The sequence below is a fragment of the Turicimonas muris genome, assembly GCF_002221595.1.
GTDB classification, from domain to species: Bacteria; Pseudomonadota; Gammaproteobacteria; order Burkholderiales; family Burkholderiaceae_F; genus Turicimonas; species Turicimonas muris.
The window spans coordinates 125,755-145,543 of record NZ_NHMP01000002.1 but is presented as its reverse complement, the minus strand read 5'-3'; the positions used below and the strand labels follow the sequence as shown (position 1 = coordinate 145,543).

The following is a 19,789-nucleotide window of genomic DNA, read 5'->3' as shown; positions in this document are numbered from 1 at the left end:
TCCTAAGAGGATCTCAGCCTTCGTTTCCCAAGGAGAAAAACTAATTATTCAACCTTAACTGCAACAGTTCCCGGATCAAGATTCTTTAAGAATTCGACAGAGTTATTGACGTCATCTGTAAAGATTCTATCTTCGCTGACAAAAGGTACAACCTTGCGGTATTGATTCAAGAGTTTTTGTGTACCTTCACCTAACTTATAACCTTGCTCTTTCTGACGCATTTCAGCACCTTGCAAGTGATGCATCAATTCAAAAGCAAAGATTTCATAGCCGACGTTTGTCATCTGGCGAAGTCTATCGGCAGTTTGAGCAACGTTATTGAATGTATCGTCGATGTAAATGGAAGTCGGAAGACCGTAGATAGTAACGTTGTTTGTTAAGCCCATGGCTTCGGCATAAAGACCGGAGACAGCCTGAGCAACGTTTGCAAAACAATCTCCGCCGACATTCTCTTTGGCAACTAAGTACTTTTTCATCTTAGTTCTCTTATCATCAACGATTTGAACCATACGCCATGCGGAGTTATGTAGAACGTGAGCCATCGCTTTGGTCAAAGCTTCAACTTCAAGAGCCATTTGAGTGTAGTCGAAGTTTGCAACGGAGTTAATGTAGCGGCCTTTGTCATCGATGGCGAGAAGTTTTACTGCAGGAAGCTGGCTGTACCAAAGATCGTTTCTGCCGTTAATAGCAATAGCCGGGTTTGTGGAGCTGTGGTTCAAAGATGTGTTGACAATGTCTTTGAGGTTATCCAATGCGCGTTCGGCAGCAGCCAGTGTCCATTGTGCGCTTCTGAAAGAAAGAGGATCTTGGAGTTCACGCTTGTCGTTTACATCCCAAAGGTAGGAACCTTTAAGCTGAGCAAGAATGCTTTCTGAGACTTCATGAGCTTTCGGCCAGCCTTTTGTTTCAATTGAGTGCCAGAGGAACGGAGAGACGTTCCCATTCAAAGCGTCTAAGCCGGCAGCTACGATTGCCGGAGACATCTTCAGAAGATGTTCTGCTCTCTTTAAAGAGTCAATAACAATGGCTTCGGAGACGTTGCCGTTGGACAAAATGGCAATGCCGTCAAGACCGAACGGTTCGTATTTTTTCATGCCGATTATCTTATGTACTTCTTTTGAAGGCATGCGCTGACCGTTGTAAATTACGTCCCACTCTTCCTGAAGAGCCAAGCCGATGTGTGTGGGCCAGTTCAAGTCATTAACGCCTTGAGAACCACGGCTTGGAATAAGCGGATAGACATCATTGTTGATGTAGTTCATGTATGCATTCGCCGCCTCTTTTGTCATACCAGTAATGCCGGAAGCCATCTGGTTTAAGCGAATGATCATGCTCATTTTTACCAGACGGTTATCAAGCCATGGTTTGAGACCGGCAGCTTGAATTCTCATCTGACGTTCATTGAATTTAATAGAAGCAGAACGATTCGGTTCTTTTTCTACGTCGCCGGTAACTACTTTCTGGTGTTTTAAGTCACCGAAGTTAACGGAAACGCCATAAACGGAAATGCCATTCTTTGTTGCATCCAGGATGGCCTGGTAGGACTTGTTGATGCGATCCCAGCCTTCCGGCGAAATTGTGACTTTCTCTCCGGGTTTTGACATTTCCCAAAGAGTATCAACGGTAAGGTCATTACCAGTTAGGACGTGTGTTGCAGCCCAGGTTGGAAAAGCAACGAGAACGCCTAAAGCCAGAAAGGACATTTTTAAAGTGCGCAGCTTCATTAGTATCTCCAGTGAAGATGAATATTGAGGTGGTTCGTAAAAGTTAGAGCTGATCAGTGAGGCGCAGAGCTCCAGGGAAGGCTCGAACCATAGCCTTCAAATTTTAATTAATATACCGTCTAGACGGTTAAGTAAAAAAGGTTAAAAAAAAATCTAAGTTCCCACAAATTCAAATTTAAAGCTTAAAAGGCGTTTTGTTGTTTTCTTGATTCGGGAGGAACTGGCCTATCTATTTGATAGGGAGTCTTTTGATCTTGTTCTCCGTCCTCCCGATTCTATTTATTAATTTAGTTAGCGCCGAAGGATTTCAGGAATTGGACGCCGTTATTTACATCGGGTGTAAAGACTCTGTCTTTATCGACAAAAGGAACGGCTTTACGATAGGACTGAAGGAATGCTCCGGTGCCCTCTCCCATCTTCTTGCCTCCTTCTTTTCTCATGTCCATGGCCTGAGCGTTGTGAAGTATTTCGTAAGAATAGATATCATAGCCTACGTCAACGGCTTTGGAGAGACGATCCGCTGTGAGATTGACGTTAGAGAATGTTTCTTCAATTCCGATTGATGTTGGTACGCCATATCCCAGGACACTGTTAGTTAAACCCATGGCTTCCGCATAGAGGCCGGACATTGATTGAGCGAGATTGGCAAAGCCATCGCCGCCTTTATTCTGATTAGCAACCAAATAGGTCGGCAGTCCTGTTCTGTGATTATCTACTAACTGAGTCGTTCTCCAAGCAGAAGTATGCATTACCTGAATCAATGCTTTAGTTAATGATTCAAGCTGGAGAGCAAGTTGAGTGTTGTCAAAGTTGGCGCAGGAATTTACGAACACATTGGGCTTCCCGGCTCTCATTTCATCAAGAACTTCAGCCTTGCTGTACCAAAGATCATTTTTTGCTTCTGTGTTGACGATTGGGTTATCGGTTGTATGGTTTATAGCCGAATTCAGAAGATCCTTAGCCTGGCGCAGTTCTTCTTGTGCAGCTGCGAGAATGTAGCCGGCGGATCTAAAGCTCAAAGGATCCTGAAGATAACGCTTGTTGTCTTTCTGCCAGAGATAAGAGCCTTTAAGGTTAGCTAGAACGGCTTCAGCTGCTTCATGTCCTTGAGGCCAGCCTTTGGTTTCGACAGTATGCCAAAGGTACGGAGAGACGTTGCCGTTTAAAGCTTCCAAGCTTGTCGCAATCATGACCGGGCTAAGTTTGACCAGATAGTGTTCAGCTTTTTTAACGGATGCGACGGATTGTGCTTCTGCAACATTACTGTTAGAGAGGATGGAAATACCGTCCATACCGAAAGGATGATAATCGGCTAACTTAAGTTCTTTGCGAACCTGTGCAGCCGGAACTCTCTTTCCCTTGTAGTTCACGTCCCATTCGCCCATCAGAGCTAAGCCGATATGTGTTGCCATGCTCAGGTCATTAGCGCCTTCCGATCCTCTTGAAGGAATAAGAGGATTGACATCATTGTTAATGTATTCCATGTAAGCTTTTGCAGCCGTTTCGCTCATGCCGGTAAAGCCTGCTGCCATTTGATTGACACGGATAACCATTGCCATTTTAGAGACGCGGTCGTCGAAAAATGGTTCCATTCCGGCAGCCTGGATTCTCATCTGACGTTCATTAAACTTAATAGACGCAGAACGATTTGGTTCGTCTTCAACGGTGGCCCCTGCTACTTTTTTCTCTTTAAGAGCGCCATAGTTGACTGTTAAACCGTAGATGTCTCTTCCGTCTGTTGCGGCGTCAATCGGGGCTTTATAAGAGGCTTTAATTCGTTTCCAGCCGTCTTCAGAAACTGAGACTGTCTCTCCTGGTTTAGAGATTTCCCAAAGTTCATCGACGGTCAGTGTTTTTCCGTCAAGAACATGCATAGCTGCAAACGCAGGAGCGGTAAGCACAAAACCGAATGCTAATGGAAGAAGATGCTTGAAATTCATGAAGTTCTCCTTGGTTTAATCTAGTTGTGTTTTCAAGTTGTTTAGCGGAAATTTTGCCACTCGACTTTATGGCAATTGCTGCAAAGGTCTTTGCTCTGTTTATGCTCAGAGTGGCATACCGAGCACTCCACAGTATCCCCATAGTGTGCAGACTGATGAGGCTTTTTACCCTGGGGATTGTCCTTTGTCTGGATGTTTGCCATCGGACCGTGGCAAGCAATGCATTGTGTGCTCGCCGGTTTTGTGAACGATTCTTGGCTGCCATGACATGTGGCGCATTGCATCTGAGCAGCCATTTTGTGTTTCATGGGCATGCCGGCTAAGTCCCCGGCAAATGCAGCGTTCATTCCCATACAAGCGAAAACAGTAAGTGCAAAAAGAATTTTTCTCATTTTTTTACTCCTTTGCTCCGACGAGCGCGGCAGCATTTTTTCCGGCTTCAAGGCCAAAGACTAAACAATCTACTGAAGAGCAGCCTCCGAGGCGATCCATCCCATGAACGCCGCCTGTAACTTCGCCTGCAGCATACAAACCGGGAATCGGTTTTAATGTTTCAACGGAAATGACCTCAGCTTTCGGCGTAATCGCAATACCGCCCATGCAGTAATGAAGTTTCGGTGTTAGTCTCATTGAGTAGAACGGAGCTTCAAGCTTCTGTTTCACATCCAGAGGCTTTTCAAACGGATCTTTTCTCTTGCCGGCAACAATTTCGTTGTACTCTGCAATTTGCTGTTTTAATGCTGGCAGAGGGATTTCGTAGTTTTTTGCCAAGTCTTCAACGGTGGCGTGTCTAAAGACGCAGCCGTCACGATAAGCAGCCTTAAATCCTTCGGCATGCTCAGTGGTCTTCTCAGAGCAGAATGCGATCGGATAATTGATTTTGTCTTTTTCGCTTTCACCTAAAACCTTGAGTTCTGCTTCAGCTCTGGTTCTGCGGTCGGCAAGCTCGTTCATGTAACGGCGGCCGGTTTTTGGATTAATGGAAATGCCTTCGGCAAATGCGTAATCGGCAAAGAAACTTCCCGGACCGGCACCCTTTTCATCAGGAGAAGCCCATGGGCCGAGCTGATACATGTCAAGCATTGTGGGGAGTGCACCGGCTTTTAATAAACCTCTCAGCATCTCAGCGGTGGCACCCGGCTGAGAAGTGCATTCCAAAAGTGCATAGGCAGGCATCGTTGTCTTAATAAAGTCATTGTCCTGGCCCCATCCCCCTGTACATACGACAACAGCACTGCGTGTGCCGATACGGGCGGTTTTGGCGGACGTTCCGTCGTTCCAGTTGTAGCCGACATTGCACTGTACGCCTTTAACCTTACCATCTGAAAGTACAAGTTCGGTTACCTGAGTTCGATTTTGGAATTTAACTCCATGTGCTTTGAGCCATTTATGAATTGGAATTACGATGCCGCCGCCGGAAGCAGCTTCCGGGACCAAAGCGCGAGGAGCGCTGTGACCGCCTAAACGAATAACTTTATCTTTGAGCTGAACCCCGCATTCATCGAGCATTGCACAAACACCGGGTGCGTCAGATGCAAACTTACGAGCTAATTCCGGATGGTTAAAGCCTCTTCCTGCTTTATACATATCTGCCATCATCATTTCGACAGAATCCTTAATTCCTTTTGACTTTTGTTTAGGACTCAAGGGCAGAGACATAAGGCCTCCGCAAAGGCAGGAATTACCGCCGAAAGCTTCCATCTTTTCAAGAATCAAGATGTCTTTCAATCCGGCTTTTACCGCAGAGTAAGCGGTGGCTAATCCGGCAAATCCGCTGCCGACAATAACGATGTCATGGACCTCATCAAAACCATTCACTTCAGCTGCGTGAGAGGGACCGGAGAAAGCAGCGGCCAAACCGCCTGCTACGAACCCTTGAAGCAAACTGCGCCTTTTCACTAAATTTGAGTTATTCATGTTTTCTCCTTACTATACCGTCTGGACGGTTAATATATTAGGACGCAAAAAGATTGTTTGAAATTGGTAATTACACTTAGGTTAAAATTCAAATACTTAGTTGAGAAGCATTATTAGAATGGGTTTTAAGAATGAATCAAAAAAATGAGAAAACCGCTAAGAGGAGTGCGGCTGAAACAAAAAAAATAATTCTTGCTGCAGCCAGAAAAATTGCCGTTAAAGACGGCGTAGCACAGCTTACTATTGAGGCCGTAGCCAAACAGGCCGGAGTCAGCAAAGGCGGTGTGCTCTATCACTATCCGAGCAAGAAAAAACTGATTATGGCCTTAATGGATCAATATGTGGCCCACTTAAATCAGGAATTAGAAACGGCTCTTGAGAAAAACCAAGACAAGCCATATGCTCTTGTCCATGCTTTCATAGATTGGTTTAAGAGAAGAGATGGTATTGCGCCTGAAAATCGAGACTGGGGCGCCGCAATTTTTACGGTTCAGTCTTTTGATATGTCTTTGATGGAGCCGCTGCATCAGTGGTATCGAAATCTTTTCCAAAAAATCCGTGAATCTGTGGAAGATAACGCTAAAACCACATTGGGAGTGATCGCTCTAGAGGGCTTTTTTATGCTCTCTCTATACAACTTAGACTATTCCACTCCGGAAGAAAGAGAAAAAGTGCTCGGACTTATTAAAGAATTATTGCGTCAGTAAAGCGCATTTGTTAGATGCCGTTTTTGAAGTCAGTATAGGAGCTGAAAAACCAGACGTTTACTTGAGAAGGACGCTTCCAAAAATACCTTGAAAGAGTGGAACGCTTATTTGAGAAATTTGCGGCACACTAATTTGATAAATAGCAGCGTGTGTAGGCTCTTCTTAGTTTCTGTCGGGAAACGTGAGGAGCCTTTAAACGAAGCTCATTTTTCAGAAAGCAGGCTGAGAATTAAGTCAGAAAACTCTTAACAGCCTTAAGAAAGAAATTATTTTTGTTTTCGTTTAGAGAAGTAGACGAATAATAGAAGAGGCCAAAGCCAAGTACTAATAACCCATAAAAAGAAGAATCTTGATGTGGTCTTTTCGGGTGCCTTTTTGCTGACGTAACCAATCGCAAACGCACCTGCAACCACCCATGCGAGGATTAAAATATAAACTGTTGATCTTGCTTGATAAGTATCGCCGAATATAGAACCAAAAAAGGCTGCGACAGGAATGGCCAACAAAACAGCGGTTGCGCCACCTATTAAGTTAGAGCCTATTTGGTTATTTTGTTTTAGAGACATAGCTAGCCCGAAAATTTATGAATGATAATTTTAACGACCCTATCGTAGCTTTGGCTACCGGGACAGGTAATTCAGGAATAGGAATCATCCGCCTTTCCGGTAAGGACGAGATAATCCAAGAAATAGCAAAATTAGTTTTGCCTAAGTTCAAGCCTGAAAATAGAAAGGCTCAGTTGCTCTCTTTTGTTGATCAAAATCAAGAACAAGTCGACAAAGTCATCACTCTTTATTTTAAGGCGCCAAATTCTTACACCGGAGAAACAGTTCTTGAAGTCCAGTCTCATGGTGGACAAGTTCTTCTTACGTGGATTCTTGAGATCGTTTTAGAAGTTGGCAAAAAGTATTCGTTGAGATTGGCAGATCCCGGAGAATTCACTGAAAGAGCGTTTTTGAACGGGAAAATGGACTTAGTCCAAGCCGAAGCTGTTGCTGATTTGATTGATGCCAGCTCGAGAAATGCTGTGCGTGCGGCTTCCCTCTCCTTAAACGGCGAATTTTCTAAATATGTTCATGAAGTCTCGGAATTGCTTGTTCGTCTTCGCATTGAAGTTGAGGCAATTCTCGATTTTCCTGAAGAGGAAATTGATTTCATTACTGAGTACAACTGCAAAGAAAGACTTGAAGAAATTATCCGAGATATCAAACAAACTTTAGAAATTGCACAGCAAGGAGAAACTCTTCGAGATGGTTTTAAAGTTGCTCTTGTTGGTCAGACAAATGCCGGTAAATCCAGCATTTTGAACAGACTGGCCGGAGATGAAATTGCTATCGTGTCCGATGTTGCTGGAACAACTAGAGATAAAATTCAAACGTTGATACATCTGAACGGCATTCCTTTCCATATCACAGATACCGCAGGTATTAGAGAAACCTCAGACAAAGTCGAGAAAATCGGTATAGAAAGAGCTAAAAATGAGATTTCTAAGTCCGACATTGTTGTCCGAGTCCTTGACGGAGGCGATCCGGAAAAATCAAAGAACGATGAAAAGATTCTAAGTTTGGTTAAACAATTAACTCACGAAGACATTCCAATACTCACAGTCTTGAATAAGTCTGACCTTCTTTCTGAGGATAGTGTTTCACGTGAAACAGAAATTAAAACGTCTGCTCTGACAGGAGAAGGAATTAATGATCTAAGAAACGCATTATTAAAGGCTGCGGGTTGGAAACCTAAAGAATCTGTCTTTATTGCTCGGAAACGTCACTTAGACAGTTTGAATGCTGCCTTAGCTCATCTTGAACTAGCTCAAGAACTAATTTCTTATAACGATATGAAATTGGAGCTGTTTGCTGAGGAGTTGAGATTAGCTAACGATGATTTGGGAAGTATCGTTGGAAAGACAACGAGTGATGATCTTTTAGGGCTTATTTTTAAAGGTTTTTGTATTGGTAAATAAACTTGTTTCACGTGAAACAACATACTAGGAAAGAATAAAAAATGGAGTTTTATCCGAAAAGCTACGATGTAGTTGTTGTAGGCGGAGGAAATGCAGGCATTGAAGCTGCTGCTGCAAGTGCAAGAATGGGGGCAAAAACTCTTCTTATCACGCATAATTTCGATACTTTAGGTCAACAGTCCTGCAATCCGTCTATCGGTGGAATTGGTAAAAGTCATTTGGTAAGAGAATTGGATGCTTTAGATGGAGTTATGGCTAAAGTCACTGATCTCTCAGGTATTCAGTTCAGGCTGTTGAATGCTTCAAAAGGCGCAGCAGTACGTGCAACTCGTGCCCAGATAGATAGAACGCTCTATAAGAATCATATGAGAAAGATTGTGGAAAATATTCCGAATCTTTCACTTATGGAAGCCGCTGTAGACAATGTTATTGTCGAAAATGGAAAAGCTGTCGGCGTTATTCTTGACTCACAAATTGCTATCCGATGCAGTGCGGTTGTTCTGTCAGCCGGAACTTTCTTGAACGGAAAGATATTCGTTGGTTTGTCAGCATATGCTGGCGGTAGAGTTGGTGATCCTTCTGCAATTGCTTTAGGAAATGATTTAATGAGTTTAGGTCTCCCTAAGGGCAGACTTAAAACCGGAACCCCTGCTCGTTTGGATGGAAGAACGATCGATTTTTCGAAGTGCACTATTCAATATGGAGATTCTGATCCGACACCGGTATTTTCGTTTTTAGGTTCAGCGGCTCAACATCCTGAACAGATTCCTTGTTGGATTACAAATACCAACACAACTACTCATGACATTATTCGAAACGGTTTAGATCGTTCTCCGCTCTACACTGGAATCATTGAAGGTATTGGTCCAAGATACTGCCCTTCTATTGAAGATAAAATCCATCGTTTTGCCTCCAAAGATTCACATCATGTATTTTTGGAACCGGAAGGTTTAAATACTCATGTTTATTATCCGAACGGCATTTCAACCAGTCTTCCTTTTGATGTTCAAATCAAATTTATTCACTCAATTCCGGGACTGGAAAATGTAGAAATTTTGAGACCCGGATACGCTATTGAATATGACTACTATGATCCTCGTTCTCTGAAATCTACTTTGGAAAGTAAAGATATTGAAGGATTATTTATGGCCGGTCAGGTAAACGGCACAACCGGATATGAAGAGGCTGCTGCTCAGGGTATTTTTGTCGGCATCAATGCAGTTCTTTATACACGTGAGCAAGAGCCGTTCCATCTAAGACGTGACCAAGCTTATCTGGGAGTGATGGTCGATGATTTGATTACAAAGGGCGTTAATGAGCCTTATAGAATGTTTACTTCTCGAGCTGAATATCGCCTTAGTCTAAGGGAAGATAACGCTGACCAAAGACTTACGGAAATCGGTTATAAGCTTGGTGTGGTTGGACAAGAAAGATGGGAAGCTTTCTCCAGAAAGATGGATATTCTTCAGAAAGAAGAAGAGAAATTGAAATCTACTTGGGTCAATCCCGGTGTTATAGAACCGAATGTTGAAAAAGAAATTCTTGGCAAGGAATTGGTAAAAGAAAGCTTGTTGTATTCCTTATTGAAGCGGCCGGAAATGAATTATTTAAAGCTGACTCAACTTGTCGATAAGGAAGGAAACCCGCTTTTGAAAGATCCGATTCAAGATAAGGAACTATCTTCTCTTTTGGAAACTCAAGTGAAATATTCCGGATATATTGATCGTCAGTATGCCGAGGTTCAGAACAATCTGAATAAGATGGAAATCGTTATTCCGAATGATTTCAACTACGACGATGTTAAGGGTTTGTCTTTTGAGATTTGTCAGAAACTAAAAAATGTCAGACCGGAAACTATCGGACAAGCGTTAGCAATTTCCGGGGTAACTCCCGCGGCTATTTCTATTTTGTTGGTTTACTTAAAGCGCTACGAACTGCAGAAAGGTAAAAATGTCAAAGGATCTTAGATCGCTTCTTGAATCAGGATTGTCAGATTTAGGTTTGACGTTTGATGAAGTACAGGTAAAAAAGTTGCTTCAATATTCAGATTTGATCTTGAAGTGGAATAAAACTTATAACTTGACAGCAATCAAGACAAGTGAGGAGGTGATCGTCAAACACCTTCTAGATTCACTGTCTGTTTGCAAAATCCTTCAAAAATTAGCCGAAAAAGGCAATAAAAAGGTTTTGGATGTTGGATGTGGTGCCGGGCTTCCAAGCCTGCCCTGCTCTATGTTCTCGCCGGATCTGAGCTTTACTTTGGTGGATTCTGTTGGCAAAAAGATTATGTTTGTGACCCAAGTATGCACACTTTTAGGTTTAAAACACGTCTTTCCGAAGCACGAACGTATAGAAGATGAACCCCGAAGTAATAAGTTTTCAGTAATCACATCTCGGGCTTTCACTTCCTTAGAAAATTTTGTTGAGCTCACTAGAGACCTTTTGGAAGAAGATGGAAGATGGTTGGCCTTGAAAGCAAAATTAGAAAAGAATGAAATTTCTGCAATTCCTGATGACATAGAAATTGAAGAAATCTTAGATTTGAAAGTTCCCTTCTTAAATGAGACACGATGTATTGTAATTCTCAAAAAGAAAATCTTTGAATAAATCTAATTCGAGTTGAGCAATTTTTAAAGAGGGAAGGTTTATGTCGTTCCTCTTTTTTAACAAAACAAAATGCCGATCAAGCTGGGAACCTGATCAAATTTCTTAAGCATTGTTTGGTGTTCCAGAGGAAGTTTGTTTTGAAAAGATTAATCATTTTTTGAACAAGCATCGACTGGTGCAAATAAATAGGTCGAGAAAAATCCAATGGTAAGAATAAAAACAGCTGCGAGAATTATGGACGTTATAGAGAATTTAGAAAGAAAATAAGGAAAGAAGAAAGCACTGAGTCCGGAAACAAAACGCGTCACACAAGTAAGAACTCCAATGGCCTGCTCCCTAATTTTTACTTCGAATATTTCGTTTGGATACACATAATCTAAAGTTGTCTGTAGCCCGTATGAAGCTGCATAACCTATAAATGCAAAGACGATAATCAATAAAGACAAAGAGTCGGCCCAAAGGAGCGGTATAAGACAAAGCGTCATGAGCGCGAAGGTTATTAAGGCTAAAAATTTTCTGGTGCACTTGTCAATAATCAAGTAAGAGCAAGAACTTCCGATGAAGAAGAAAATATAGGTGACGCTTAATTGGAAAAAACTTCCGCTTCCTGAAAAACCTAATGCTTCCATGATAGAAGGACCGAAAAGAAGTATGACTGTCACAGGAATGCATTGACAAGTCCAGAACGCACAAAGAAAGCCTAGATTCAACAAAGATTCTTTAGACCAGGATTTGCTTATTGGAGAGGAAGAGACGTTTTTGGAGCTCTTTTGAGAGGTTTTAGACGTGCTGGAAAAATAAGGAAGCCTTGTTAAAAGAACAACCAACGGAATTAAGGCCGGTGCAGCTAAAAGAATTTCTGACGAAACCGAGAACAAACTCGCAAACCAGAAAACTAAAATGGCAAAAATTGCGCCCCAATACCAGCTAGACATTAATAGCGTAAGTCCTTTAGCTTTAAAGGATGTATGGCATTGGCTGGAGAAAAAGACCTGAGAGATTGGATAATCGCTTCCGATAAAGAATCCGAACAAGAAACGAGCTGCCAGGAGATAGAAAAAGCTATCGAATAAAACTTGAGATAGAAGAAGAATAAAGATGGCCAGTGGGCTTAAAAAATAAATATTTTCAGTTTTGAGTTTTTTGCTGACGGCACTAACCAGAAAAGAACCTGCCATTACTCCGAAAAGGTAACTGGTTCCATAGGCACCTGCGCTCCAAGTGCTTAAATTAAATTGAGGTGCCAAAGAAAGAAGAAGAAAACCGCCGGAAACGGTAAAAAAAGCATCCAAGAAAGGAGTTCCGCTGGCGCCTAAACAAAGAAGATACTGATTCCGCATCGAGACCTCGTCATCAGTAATGGATATTGAGTTTTTTCAGTTTGCTTCTTAATGTATTCGGATGCATTTTTGCAATTTCAGCGGCTCCTCCTGGACCTGAAATTTTGCCTTTTACTTGATGAAGCAAAGATAAAAAATACTGTCGGACAGTATCTTCATAGGAAGTTGAGGGACACCCAATATTCCCTTCCTTTGCACGAATTGCAGAAGAATTTAATAAAACTTGCTTAAGTTCAATTTGTGAACTCTGACTGGATAACACTGCTCGTTCTAATGAGTTTTCTAATTCACGGACATTCCCAGGCCAAGCGTAATTGCGAAGGAATTCAATAGAATGCGAGGAAAGTACAGGCTTGATTTTTAGTCCGTATTTATCTTTAAGTTTTTCTAAAAACAGCTCTGAAAGAAGTACGGCATCCTCCCCTCTTTCACGAAGCGGTGGTATTGAGATCGGATAAACGTTTAAACGAAACCAAAGATCTTCTCTGAAAGTTCCGTCTTCAACCATCCGTTGAAGATTACGGTGAGTCGCAGCAACAATACGCACATTAACTCGAATTTCTTTAGTACCCCCTACCCGGATGATTGTTTTTTGCTGCAAAGTTCTAAGTAAGCGCACTTGCGCACTAGGCGTTAACTCACCTATTTCATCAAGGAACAAAGTGCCGCTATCTGCTTGCTCAAAGAATCCTTTTCTTGTCTGTTTTGCATCAGTGAACGCGCCTTTTTCATAGCCGAATAGTTCCGAGTCAAGAAGATTGTCGGGGATGGCGCCGCAATTAATTTTGACTAGAGGTCCATTGGAACGGGACGACATAGAGTGAATTAAATCTGCGATTACTTCTTTGCCCGTTCCCGTCTCTCCAAGGACTAAAACGGTGGCCTCTGTGGGTGCAATTTTTTCTATTTGTCCGGCAATGCTCGAAAGTGAAGGAGAATGCTTTAAGAAATTAACGATAGGCTTTCTTTTTTCTATTTCCAGACTCTCTAGTAGCTTGGATTTCTCCTTTCCCAACTCGCTATTTTCTTTAAGAAGAAAGGTGTTCAGCGCATTGCATGTGACTAAAGCCAAAGGATCATGAAGACGTTGGAGAAGTTCGGCTTGTTTTTCGCAGAAATGATGACTGAATTGGCTGTAGAAGCAAACAACACCTAAATGTTTTTCGTCCTTAAAAAGGTCTAGCATCAAGAAAGACTTAACCTCCGGGATCGCCTGAGATAAGACGTATTGAGTGAAAGGATCATCGGTAATTTCTTGGATGCACAGAACTCCGCCTTTTTCTTTTTTTTATTTTTGGAAGAAATAGCATGGGACTTTGATTGGGGCCGGAAGCGGTTGAATGCCGGCACTATTGATATGTCCTAGAAAAGAGACGGCTTGCTTGGATCTATTGAAAAAATTAATGAAAACGCCGTCAGCATCAAGTTTTTGATTCAGAACAGTAAAAAGCCGAAAAAGAGATTTTTCCAGAGTGAGGCTGGAACAGAGGACTTCAACCAGATGAGATATGTCTTCCATGGTTTTCACTAAATATCGTAATTCACGAAATATCGTAAAAAAATTATACGAAATTTCGTGAATTATTCTGATTAGGATTTCTATCTATTCTTGAAAATATAAATAAAACAATCGGTTAAAAACGATAGAAAAAGTTGGTATAGAGCTTGCAATAAATAGTTAAAACCCAATAATCAAGGAGCAAAAATGCAAGCTTTAGAGTCTTCACGAAGAAATTTTATCAAGGCCGGTTTGGCTGCTATCGGTGCTTTAAGTGCCGGGGGAGTCACCGCTCAAGGAAAAGTTAACCATAAATTTGACAAGATTGTTGACGTAATCGTTGTCGGTAGTGGATTTGCAGGATTAGCTGCCGCTCTCGAAGCAGCGGAAAAAGGAGCATCTGTTCTTCTTCTGGAGAAGATGCCGGTTTTTGGAGGTAACTCAGCAATTAACGGCGGTGCTTTCGCCGTGGCCGGTTCTCCCCTTCAAGAGAAAGAAGGCATCAAAGATTCTCCTGAACTAATGCTTCAGGACATGATTAAGTCAGGACGTGGGTTAAGTCATGTGGATTTATTGAAGAACATTGTTTACGGAACACGGCCTGCTTTTGATTTCACGGTTAAATACGGCGTGAAATACAAACCGTTTGTTCAGCATTTTGGCGGCCACAGCGTCCCGAGAATTATGCAGACTGTTGAAAGTACAGGCGGCGGTATCACACGTCCGTTAGTCGAAGCAGCCCGTAAACAAGGTGTGGATCTTCACACTAGTGCAGCAATGGAAGACTTTATTCGAGATGAAAACGGTCGGGTAATTGGTTTAGTTGTGAGAGAAAAATTTAATTTTCTACAGAAAGATTCAGGTCTGGTTCTGAACTATGGTGCAAGAAAAGGGATAGTGATTGCATCCGGCGGTTTTTCCCAAAATGTTCAGTTTAGAAAGGCTATCGACCCGTCATTAGATGAAAAACTCGAGTCAACTAACCATCCCGGCGCAACCGGAGAATGTCTGATGGCTATGCTTGCTCTCGGAGCGATGCCTATTCAGTTGGATCAGATTCAGCTTGGCCCATGGTCCAGTCCCGATGAAAGAGGTTTCGGTCTCGTTTCCCAGTTCAATACTATTGCAGGTTTTCCAAAAGGCATTATGGTTGATTGCCGGACCGGACGTCGGTTTGTTGATGAACTGGCCGATCGCAAAGCTAGATCCGATGCAATCTTGAATCAAATTGATGAAAACGGAAAGCCTGTGTATCCGATTTGTTTTGTAGATAGTGAAGGCGTCAAATTAGCTCAAACTTTAAAGAACGGATTGAAGTACGGCGTAATTAGGAAGTTTGATACGTTGGAAGAACTGGCCAAAGCGTATGGCATCCCTACGGATAACTTGATTAAGCAGGTAAATGAATTTAATGAGTACGTTCGAAATGGTAAAGATGAGCAGTTCAATCGTCCGTTAGCGCTAGCTGTTGAGATTACCAAGGCACCTTTCTACGCCGCTCGAGTATGGCCGAAAGTTCATTACTGCATGGGAAGTGTTGCGATCAACAATAGAGCTCAGGTTCTTAACGTCAGAGATCTTAAACCGATTCCCGGACTTTATGCCGCTGGGGAAGTTACCGGAGGAACCCACGGAGCTTCTCGTTTAGGCGGCTGTGCTATTGCTGACGGCCTGGTCACAGGCAGAACCGCAGGTGCACAAGTAGCTGCCGAACCTTCACAGAATCTCAGCTAATCCAAGGAATAGATATGAAAACGATTAAAGCTTTACTCATTGTTTGTTTAACAGTATTAACAGTCTCAGTTTCTGCGCAGCAAATGAAGCCGCATCATCAGATAATTAAAGATTGCTCTGTCTGCCATACAAAAGAAAATGCCGTAAAAGGGAACGAATTTTTTAAACCGAACAATGCTTCTTGTCAGTCCTGCCATGGAAGTTATGAGGACCTGGGTAAGTTGGTTCAAAACAAAATTAAGGGAGAACCTAATCCCCATACTAGCGCTCACTATGGTTCTGGAATTGAATGCACGGCTTGCCATAAAGAACATAAGCCCAGCGTTGTTTACTGCAACAACTGTCATGAGTTTAAGTACCAAATGAAATGACCTATAGACAGGAAACCTTGAATAGAATGAAGGGCAAGATAATGAAATACTCAATACTTTCAATTATGGTTATGTTGGCGGCAACGGCCCAAGCGGGCGTAATTACTTTGGACGGTCACCATCTGACCCAAGAGCAAGCCTGGTCAATCGCTGAAGGAAAAGATACGGTTGCAATATCTTCCGAAGCTTACGAACGTCTAGAGAGATCTCATCAACTTGTTGAATTAGCTGCTAAAGGAGGTACTCCTGTTTACGGATTAACCGTTGGAGTAGGCCTTAATAAAGACAAGTCTCTTTTTTCGGCCAATGGAGAGTTATCTCAAGAGGTTCGAGAAGCCTCCAAGGCATTCAATAGGAATGCTTTGAGAAGCCATTCTGCCGGAATTGGTCCAATGGCTGAAGATGTGATTGCTCGACTGCAGCTGGTTATCCGCCTCAATACATTGTTGGCCGGTCAGACTGGTGCGCAGCCTAAAGTTGCTGAGCTGTATCGCGACTTTCTAAATAAAGGAATTACGCCGCAAATTCCAGCTAGAGGATCGGTCGGAGAAGCTGATATTACGCTGTCCTCTCATGTAGGAGCGGTGATGATGGGAGAGTGGAAAGCTAAAGTTGATGGAAAAGTTGTTAGCGGCGCAGAAGCTTTGAAACTTAAAGGAGTTTCTCCGCTTGATCCTCAAGGAAAAGATGCGCTGGCAATTCTCTCAACCAATGCAATGGCTGTTGCTCAGGTAATGAAAGCAAGGAAGGATGCAAAGACCTTAGCTGATTTTTCTCCTGCGTTGTTTGCACTAAGCTTGGAAGGGTTAAATGGAAATATTGCACCTGTATTACCACAGGCAGTTTCAGTCCATCCTTTTACTGGATTAGAAAAAGAAGCCTCTAGAATAAGAGATGCATTAGACGGCTCATATTTATGGAAGAAGAATGAGGAGCGTGCACTGCAGGATCCGCTTTCGTTCAGAACCTCAGTTTATGTCTTGCGAGAAGTTAATCAAGCACTTAACCATCTAGATGAAGAGCTGCAGGTGCAGTTGAACTCTTCCGATGATAATCCCGGAACAATTTTGAATGCGGATAAGAAATACAGTGAGCACGAGCAAGTAGCCATGTATTTCGTCGAAGGAAAGGATGTAAAAGGAGCAATCGTTCCTACGGCTAATTTTGAACCATTGCCAGTAGCAATCGCCGCACAAAGACTTGGGATTGCTCTTACGCATCTTAGTCACAACAGTGTCCAGAGAAGCATTCATTTGTCGGATGAGCATTTTACTGGGCTCACTCGCTTCTTGTCGGATCCGAAAAACAAAGGACACGCGTTCGGTGCTATTCAGAAGCCGTTTGTAGCTCTACATAGTGAGAATCAAACTTTGGCAAATCCTGTTTCTTTCTTGGGAACTCCGGTTGCTGGAGATATTGAAGATACCTTCACAAATCTTCCTTTGGTTGCTGAAAGGTTAGCAAAAATTGCGGACAACACCGCCTATATCTATAGCCTGGAATTGCTCCATGCAGCCCAAGCAGTAGATTTGAGAACTAAGCTGAAAGGACAGTTCGCAATGGGCAAAGATTCACAAGAGTTATATAAGCGGTATCGACAAGCAGTTAAGTATGTCGGTGAAGATCGGATTTTTACTGATGATATAGAGAACGGTAAGAATTTGATTATGAACAACTTAAGGTAGAGGGTTAAAACAAGGAGAGGAGGCGTCGTTTTTAAGACTCTCCTCTTTTTGTATTTGACCGAAGAGTGACACAAAAAAGCGCTCAAAATTTCGCTGTGAAAAGGCGAACTAATCTTTTTGAATTAAAAAATAGCAAAAAATCTTCCTTGTATTGCCGGTACCGACTGAAAACATATCTGAAGAATTAGAAGATATTTTATAAACTATTGTCTAACAATATAGTTTGCAAAGATATCTGATAACCAGTTAGGAGACACGCAGCATTCTCCGAGGATGAACCTAGTCTCCTTCCTGCCTAATTGAGTATGAAAGTGAGAAAAACTAAAGCTCTTTTTCATACGTGAAGAGGATAATGTTCTTTGATTCTGCCGTTGTAGAACACCACTGAAGACAGAATAGTTAAAAGTCCGCAAGCAATCAGAATTGAGACGCCTAAAGCAAATGGCATGCCGGATGTAATTCTGCGAAGGTAAAGGTTGTAGGCCGATATAAACCATTCAATACCGAAGCCGATAAGACTTAATTGCCAAAGCCAGCAAACCGGACGGAAAGGAATAATCAGCAGGATAAGCAAGATAACCGGAACAGCCAGCCAAAAATAACTACCCCAAAAATATAAATGGGCCGCAAATAGAATTGCTCCCAAAATCGGAAAAATCAGTCGCCACATATCAGTATTTATTTGTGAGGCCAAAATCACCGGCCCTATCCTTCTTGTTTCTGTCCGGTTTTAATAAAAAAACAGCTCAAAGTCTAAAGAGGATCTTTGATGTTTGCAGGAAAAAAGTCCTTCTTTTGAGAAATGTTACTAACTCGTAAAGTCATGGAATTTCCTAATCTGTTTAGCCACAGCTATTTTTTCTAAGTTTTAGACTTAACGGAATCATTGGATAAAAAGAAAAATGGAACTCGAACTCCTCTCCCAGTTTCTCTTTCAGTTTGAAAGAAGTTCGCCGTTGTTTCTGCTGATCTTCTTAGGATTTGCTTTAGCTAAATGGTTTGGTTTTAGTAAAGCGGCTGGAAATATCTTGGCTCGGTTTGCTTTCAATATCGCGTTGCCGGCAATGTTGTTTCGCCTTCTTTCCGACCTCTTCACAAAAGAGAACCACGCCGATTTAAGGCTGCTTTTGGCTTATTTCGGCGCTTGCATTATCTTATTTTTTATCGGACGCCTTGTTGCCAAGAGAGTTCTCTCAATGCCTCCGGTAGATTCTGCTATTTTCGGTACCGGCTGTGTATTTTCTAATAATGGACTGCTTGGACTTCCATTGGCTATTGCTATGCTGGGTGAAATTGTAACACCTTCAATTTCCGCAGTTCTGTCGATGAATGCCATGATTCTGTGGACTCTGGTTTCTATTGCTGTAGAGTTTGCTCAACAGACCGGTCATTTAACCGTGAAGAGCTTTCTTAAGACGTTGCTGACCGTTTTCAAGAATCCTCTCATTATCTCCATCTTCTCCGGCGTTTTGTGGAGCTGCACCGGGATAAAGATTCCATATGTCATCGATGAGCCTTTGCGTCTTATCGGTAATTCAGCAACGGCCATCAGCTTAATTGTTGTGGGAATGGGGTTGGCTGAATATGGCCTTGGAAGCGGTATTCGTAAAAGCTTTGTTTTAAGCGGAATAAAGCTGTTTGTGCACCCGGCTTTAATTTTCTGTTTGGCTTGGTTAATTGGCCTAGGGCCGGTGGAAACAACTGCCGTAGTATTTCTTGGGTGCTTACCAATTGGCGTCAATGTCTATTTGATGTGCAAGCAATTCCATGCTGCAGCCGACATTATTGCTAATGCCATGATTATTACGACTGTGATGTGTTCTTTCACCATTCCGTTAGCCGTAACCGTGCTAAGACATTTCTTTCCTATGGCCTAATGAAAAAGGCCTCTGAATCGAGAATTCAGAAGCCTTTTAAAGGAAAGAACAAAAAGTTTACTGGGGCATTTCTGCCATGAGTTCAACCTCAAGTTTGTAGCCGAAATGAAGTTCCTTTACAGGAACAACAACACGTGCCGGACGATGGTTTCCAAACGCTTTAGCATAAAGCTCATTAATGCGAGGCCAATCGTTGATATCTGCAACGTAGACGCGGCAATTAACAACGTCTTGAAGAGATACACCATTGAACCCTAAAACCTCTCTAATGACCTTAAAAACAGCTTCAAATTGATCGTCTAATGAGTCCTGTGGTTTTACTAAGTTCGGCAGAATTCCGGACATATAGAGCTGTCCTTTGGAAATTACGGCATGAGAGTAGTGGCCGTTCGGAGGCGGTAAATTAGGAACAATAATTTCACGCAT

Annotated in this window: 18 protein-coding genes; 8 read left to right on the top strand and 10 right to left on the bottom strand. The window is 42.4% G+C overall.

The genetic code is table 11. The features are described from left to right. Nucleotides 1–44: 44 nt before the first annotated feature. From ADH67_RS03995 to ADH67_RS03980, 4 genes are all read right to left on the bottom strand, one after another. Nucleotides 45–1,724: an aromatic amino acid ammonia-lyase gene (locus tag ADH67_RS03995; RefSeq protein ID WP_084081554.1), complete on the bottom strand. Its 1,680-nt coding sequence runs from the start codon at nt 1,722–1,724 to the stop codon at nt 45–47. 287 nt (nt 1,725–2,011) lie between these two features. Continuing rightward, entirely contained in the window at nt 2,012–3,664 is a 1,653-nt protein-coding gene (locus tag ADH67_RS03990) for an HAL/PAL/TAL family ammonia-lyase (protein WP_066594673.1), read from the bottom strand. 41 nt (nt 3,665–3,705) lie between these two features. Then, nucleotides 3,706–4,056: a cytochrome c3 family protein gene (locus ADH67_RS03985; protein WP_066594675.1), complete on the bottom strand. Its 351-nt coding sequence runs from the start codon at nt 4,054–4,056 to the stop codon at nt 3,706–3,708. A gap of 4 nt (nt 4,057–4,060) precedes the next feature. Further along, a complete protein-coding gene (locus ADH67_RS03980) occupies nt 4,061–5,581 on the bottom strand; it encodes a flavocytochrome c (protein WP_066594678.1) in 1,521 nt (506 codons plus the stop codon). Between the two features lie 131 nt (nt 5,582–5,712). On the opposite strand from ADH67_RS03980, the gene ADH67_RS03975 reads away from it, so the two are divergent. Next, entirely contained in the window at nt 5,713–6,288 is a 576-nt protein-coding gene (locus tag ADH67_RS03975; protein WP_066594680.1) for a TetR/AcrR family transcriptional regulator, read from the top strand. A 266-nt stretch (nt 6,289–6,554) separates the two neighbouring features. Here ADH67_RS03975 and ADH67_RS03970 read toward each other — a convergent pair whose 3' ends face one another. Continuing rightward, nucleotides 6,555–6,854 carry a hypothetical protein gene (locus ADH67_RS03970; protein ID WP_066594682.1) on the bottom strand — a complete coding sequence of 100 codons (300 nt, stop codon included), beginning with the start codon at nt 6,852–6,854 and terminating at the stop codon, nt 6,555–6,557. Between the two features lie 17 nt (nt 6,855–6,871). On the opposite strand from ADH67_RS03970, the gene mnmE reads away from it, so the two are divergent. The 3 genes from mnmE to rsmG are packed head-to-tail and all read left to right on the top strand — an operon-like array spanning nt 6,872 to nt 10,858. Continuing rightward, the gene (gene mnmE / locus ADH67_RS03965) at nt 6,872–8,251 is read left to right on the top strand and encodes a tRNA uridine-5-carboxymethylaminomethyl(34) synthesis GTPase MnmE (RefSeq protein ID WP_066594683.1); all 1,380 of its coding nucleotides are present in this window, start codon (nt 6,872–6,874) and stop codon (nt 8,249–8,251) included. Between the two features lie 41 nt (nt 8,252–8,292). Next, nucleotides 8,293–10,218 (top strand): tRNA uridine-5-carboxymethylaminomethyl(34) synthesis enzyme MnmG, encoded by a 1,926-nt coding sequence (gene mnmG / locus ADH67_RS03960; protein ID WP_066594685.1) that lies wholly within the window; start codon nt 8,293–8,295, stop codon nt 10,216–10,218. Continuing rightward, a complete protein-coding gene (gene rsmG / locus ADH67_RS03955; protein ID WP_066594687.1) occupies nt 10,202–10,858 on the top strand; it encodes a 16S rRNA (guanine(527)-N(7))-methyltransferase RsmG in 657 nt (218 codons plus the stop codon). Before mnmG ends, rsmG begins: the two co-directional genes overlap by 17 nt. A 146-nt stretch (nt 10,859–11,004) precedes the next feature. On the opposite strand, the gene ADH67_RS03950 is transcribed toward rsmG, so the two are convergent. From ADH67_RS03950 to ADH67_RS03940, 3 genes are all read right to left on the bottom strand, one after another. Then, nucleotides 11,005–12,198, bottom strand: a complete 1,194-nt coding sequence (locus ADH67_RS03950; RefSeq protein WP_066594689.1) for an MFS transporter — start codon at nt 12,196–12,198, stop codon at nt 11,005–11,007. 13 nt (nt 12,199–12,211) lie between these two features. Next, on the bottom strand, nt 12,212–13,384 hold the full coding sequence (locus ADH67_RS03945; RefSeq protein WP_084081555.1) for a sigma-54 interaction domain-containing protein: 1,173 nt from the start codon (nt 13,382–13,384) through the stop codon (nt 12,212–12,214). A 102-nt stretch (nt 13,385–13,486) separates the two neighbouring features. Continuing rightward, nucleotides 13,487–13,717 carry a hypothetical protein gene (locus ADH67_RS03940; protein WP_084081556.1) on the bottom strand — a complete coding sequence of 77 codons (231 nt, stop codon included), beginning with the start codon at nt 13,715–13,717 and terminating at the stop codon, nt 13,487–13,489. Between the two features lie 186 nt (nt 13,718–13,903). On the opposite strand from ADH67_RS03940, the gene ADH67_RS03935 reads away from it, so the two are divergent. The 3 genes from ADH67_RS03935 to ADH67_RS03925 are packed head-to-tail and all read left to right on the top strand — an operon-like array spanning nt 13,904 to nt 17,486. Further along, nucleotides 13,904–15,430: a flavocytochrome c gene (locus ADH67_RS03935; RefSeq protein ID WP_084081557.1), complete on the top strand. Its 1,527-nt coding sequence runs from the start codon at nt 13,904–13,906 to the stop codon at nt 15,428–15,430. Between the two features lie 14 nt (nt 15,431–15,444). After that, nucleotides 15,445–15,801 (top strand): cytochrome c3 family protein, encoded by a 357-nt coding sequence (locus tag ADH67_RS03930; RefSeq protein ID WP_066594693.1) that lies wholly within the window; start codon nt 15,445–15,447, stop codon nt 15,799–15,801. Between the two features lie 41 nt (nt 15,802–15,842). Further along, complete coding sequence (locus ADH67_RS03925; RefSeq protein ID WP_066595985.1) at nt 15,843–17,486, top strand: HAL/PAL/TAL family ammonia-lyase; 1,644 nt, start codon at nt 15,843–15,845, stop codon at nt 17,484–17,486. Between the two features lie 334 nt (nt 17,487–17,820). On the opposite strand, the gene ADH67_RS03920 is transcribed toward ADH67_RS03925, so the two are convergent. Further along, the gene (locus ADH67_RS03920) at nt 17,821–18,186 is read right to left on the bottom strand and encodes a hypothetical protein (RefSeq protein WP_084081558.1); all 366 of its coding nucleotides are present in this window, start codon (nt 18,184–18,186) and stop codon (nt 17,821–17,823) included. 202 nt (nt 18,187–18,388) lie between these two features. Here ADH67_RS03920 and ADH67_RS03915 point away from each other — a divergent pair, with 202 nt between their 5' ends. Further along, nucleotides 18,389–19,363, top strand: coding sequence for an AEC family transporter (locus ADH67_RS03915; RefSeq protein WP_066594694.1), 975 nt, complete (start codon nt 18,389–18,391; stop codon nt 19,361–19,363). A 57-nt stretch (nt 19,364–19,420) separates the two neighbouring features. Here the strand turns inward: ADH67_RS03915 and ADH67_RS03910 are convergent, their stop codons facing one another. Continuing rightward, nucleotides 19,421–19,789 carry a RidA family protein gene (locus ADH67_RS03910; protein ID WP_066594695.1) on the bottom strand — a complete coding sequence of 123 codons (369 nt, stop codon included), beginning with the start codon at nt 19,787–19,789 and terminating at the stop codon, nt 19,421–19,423.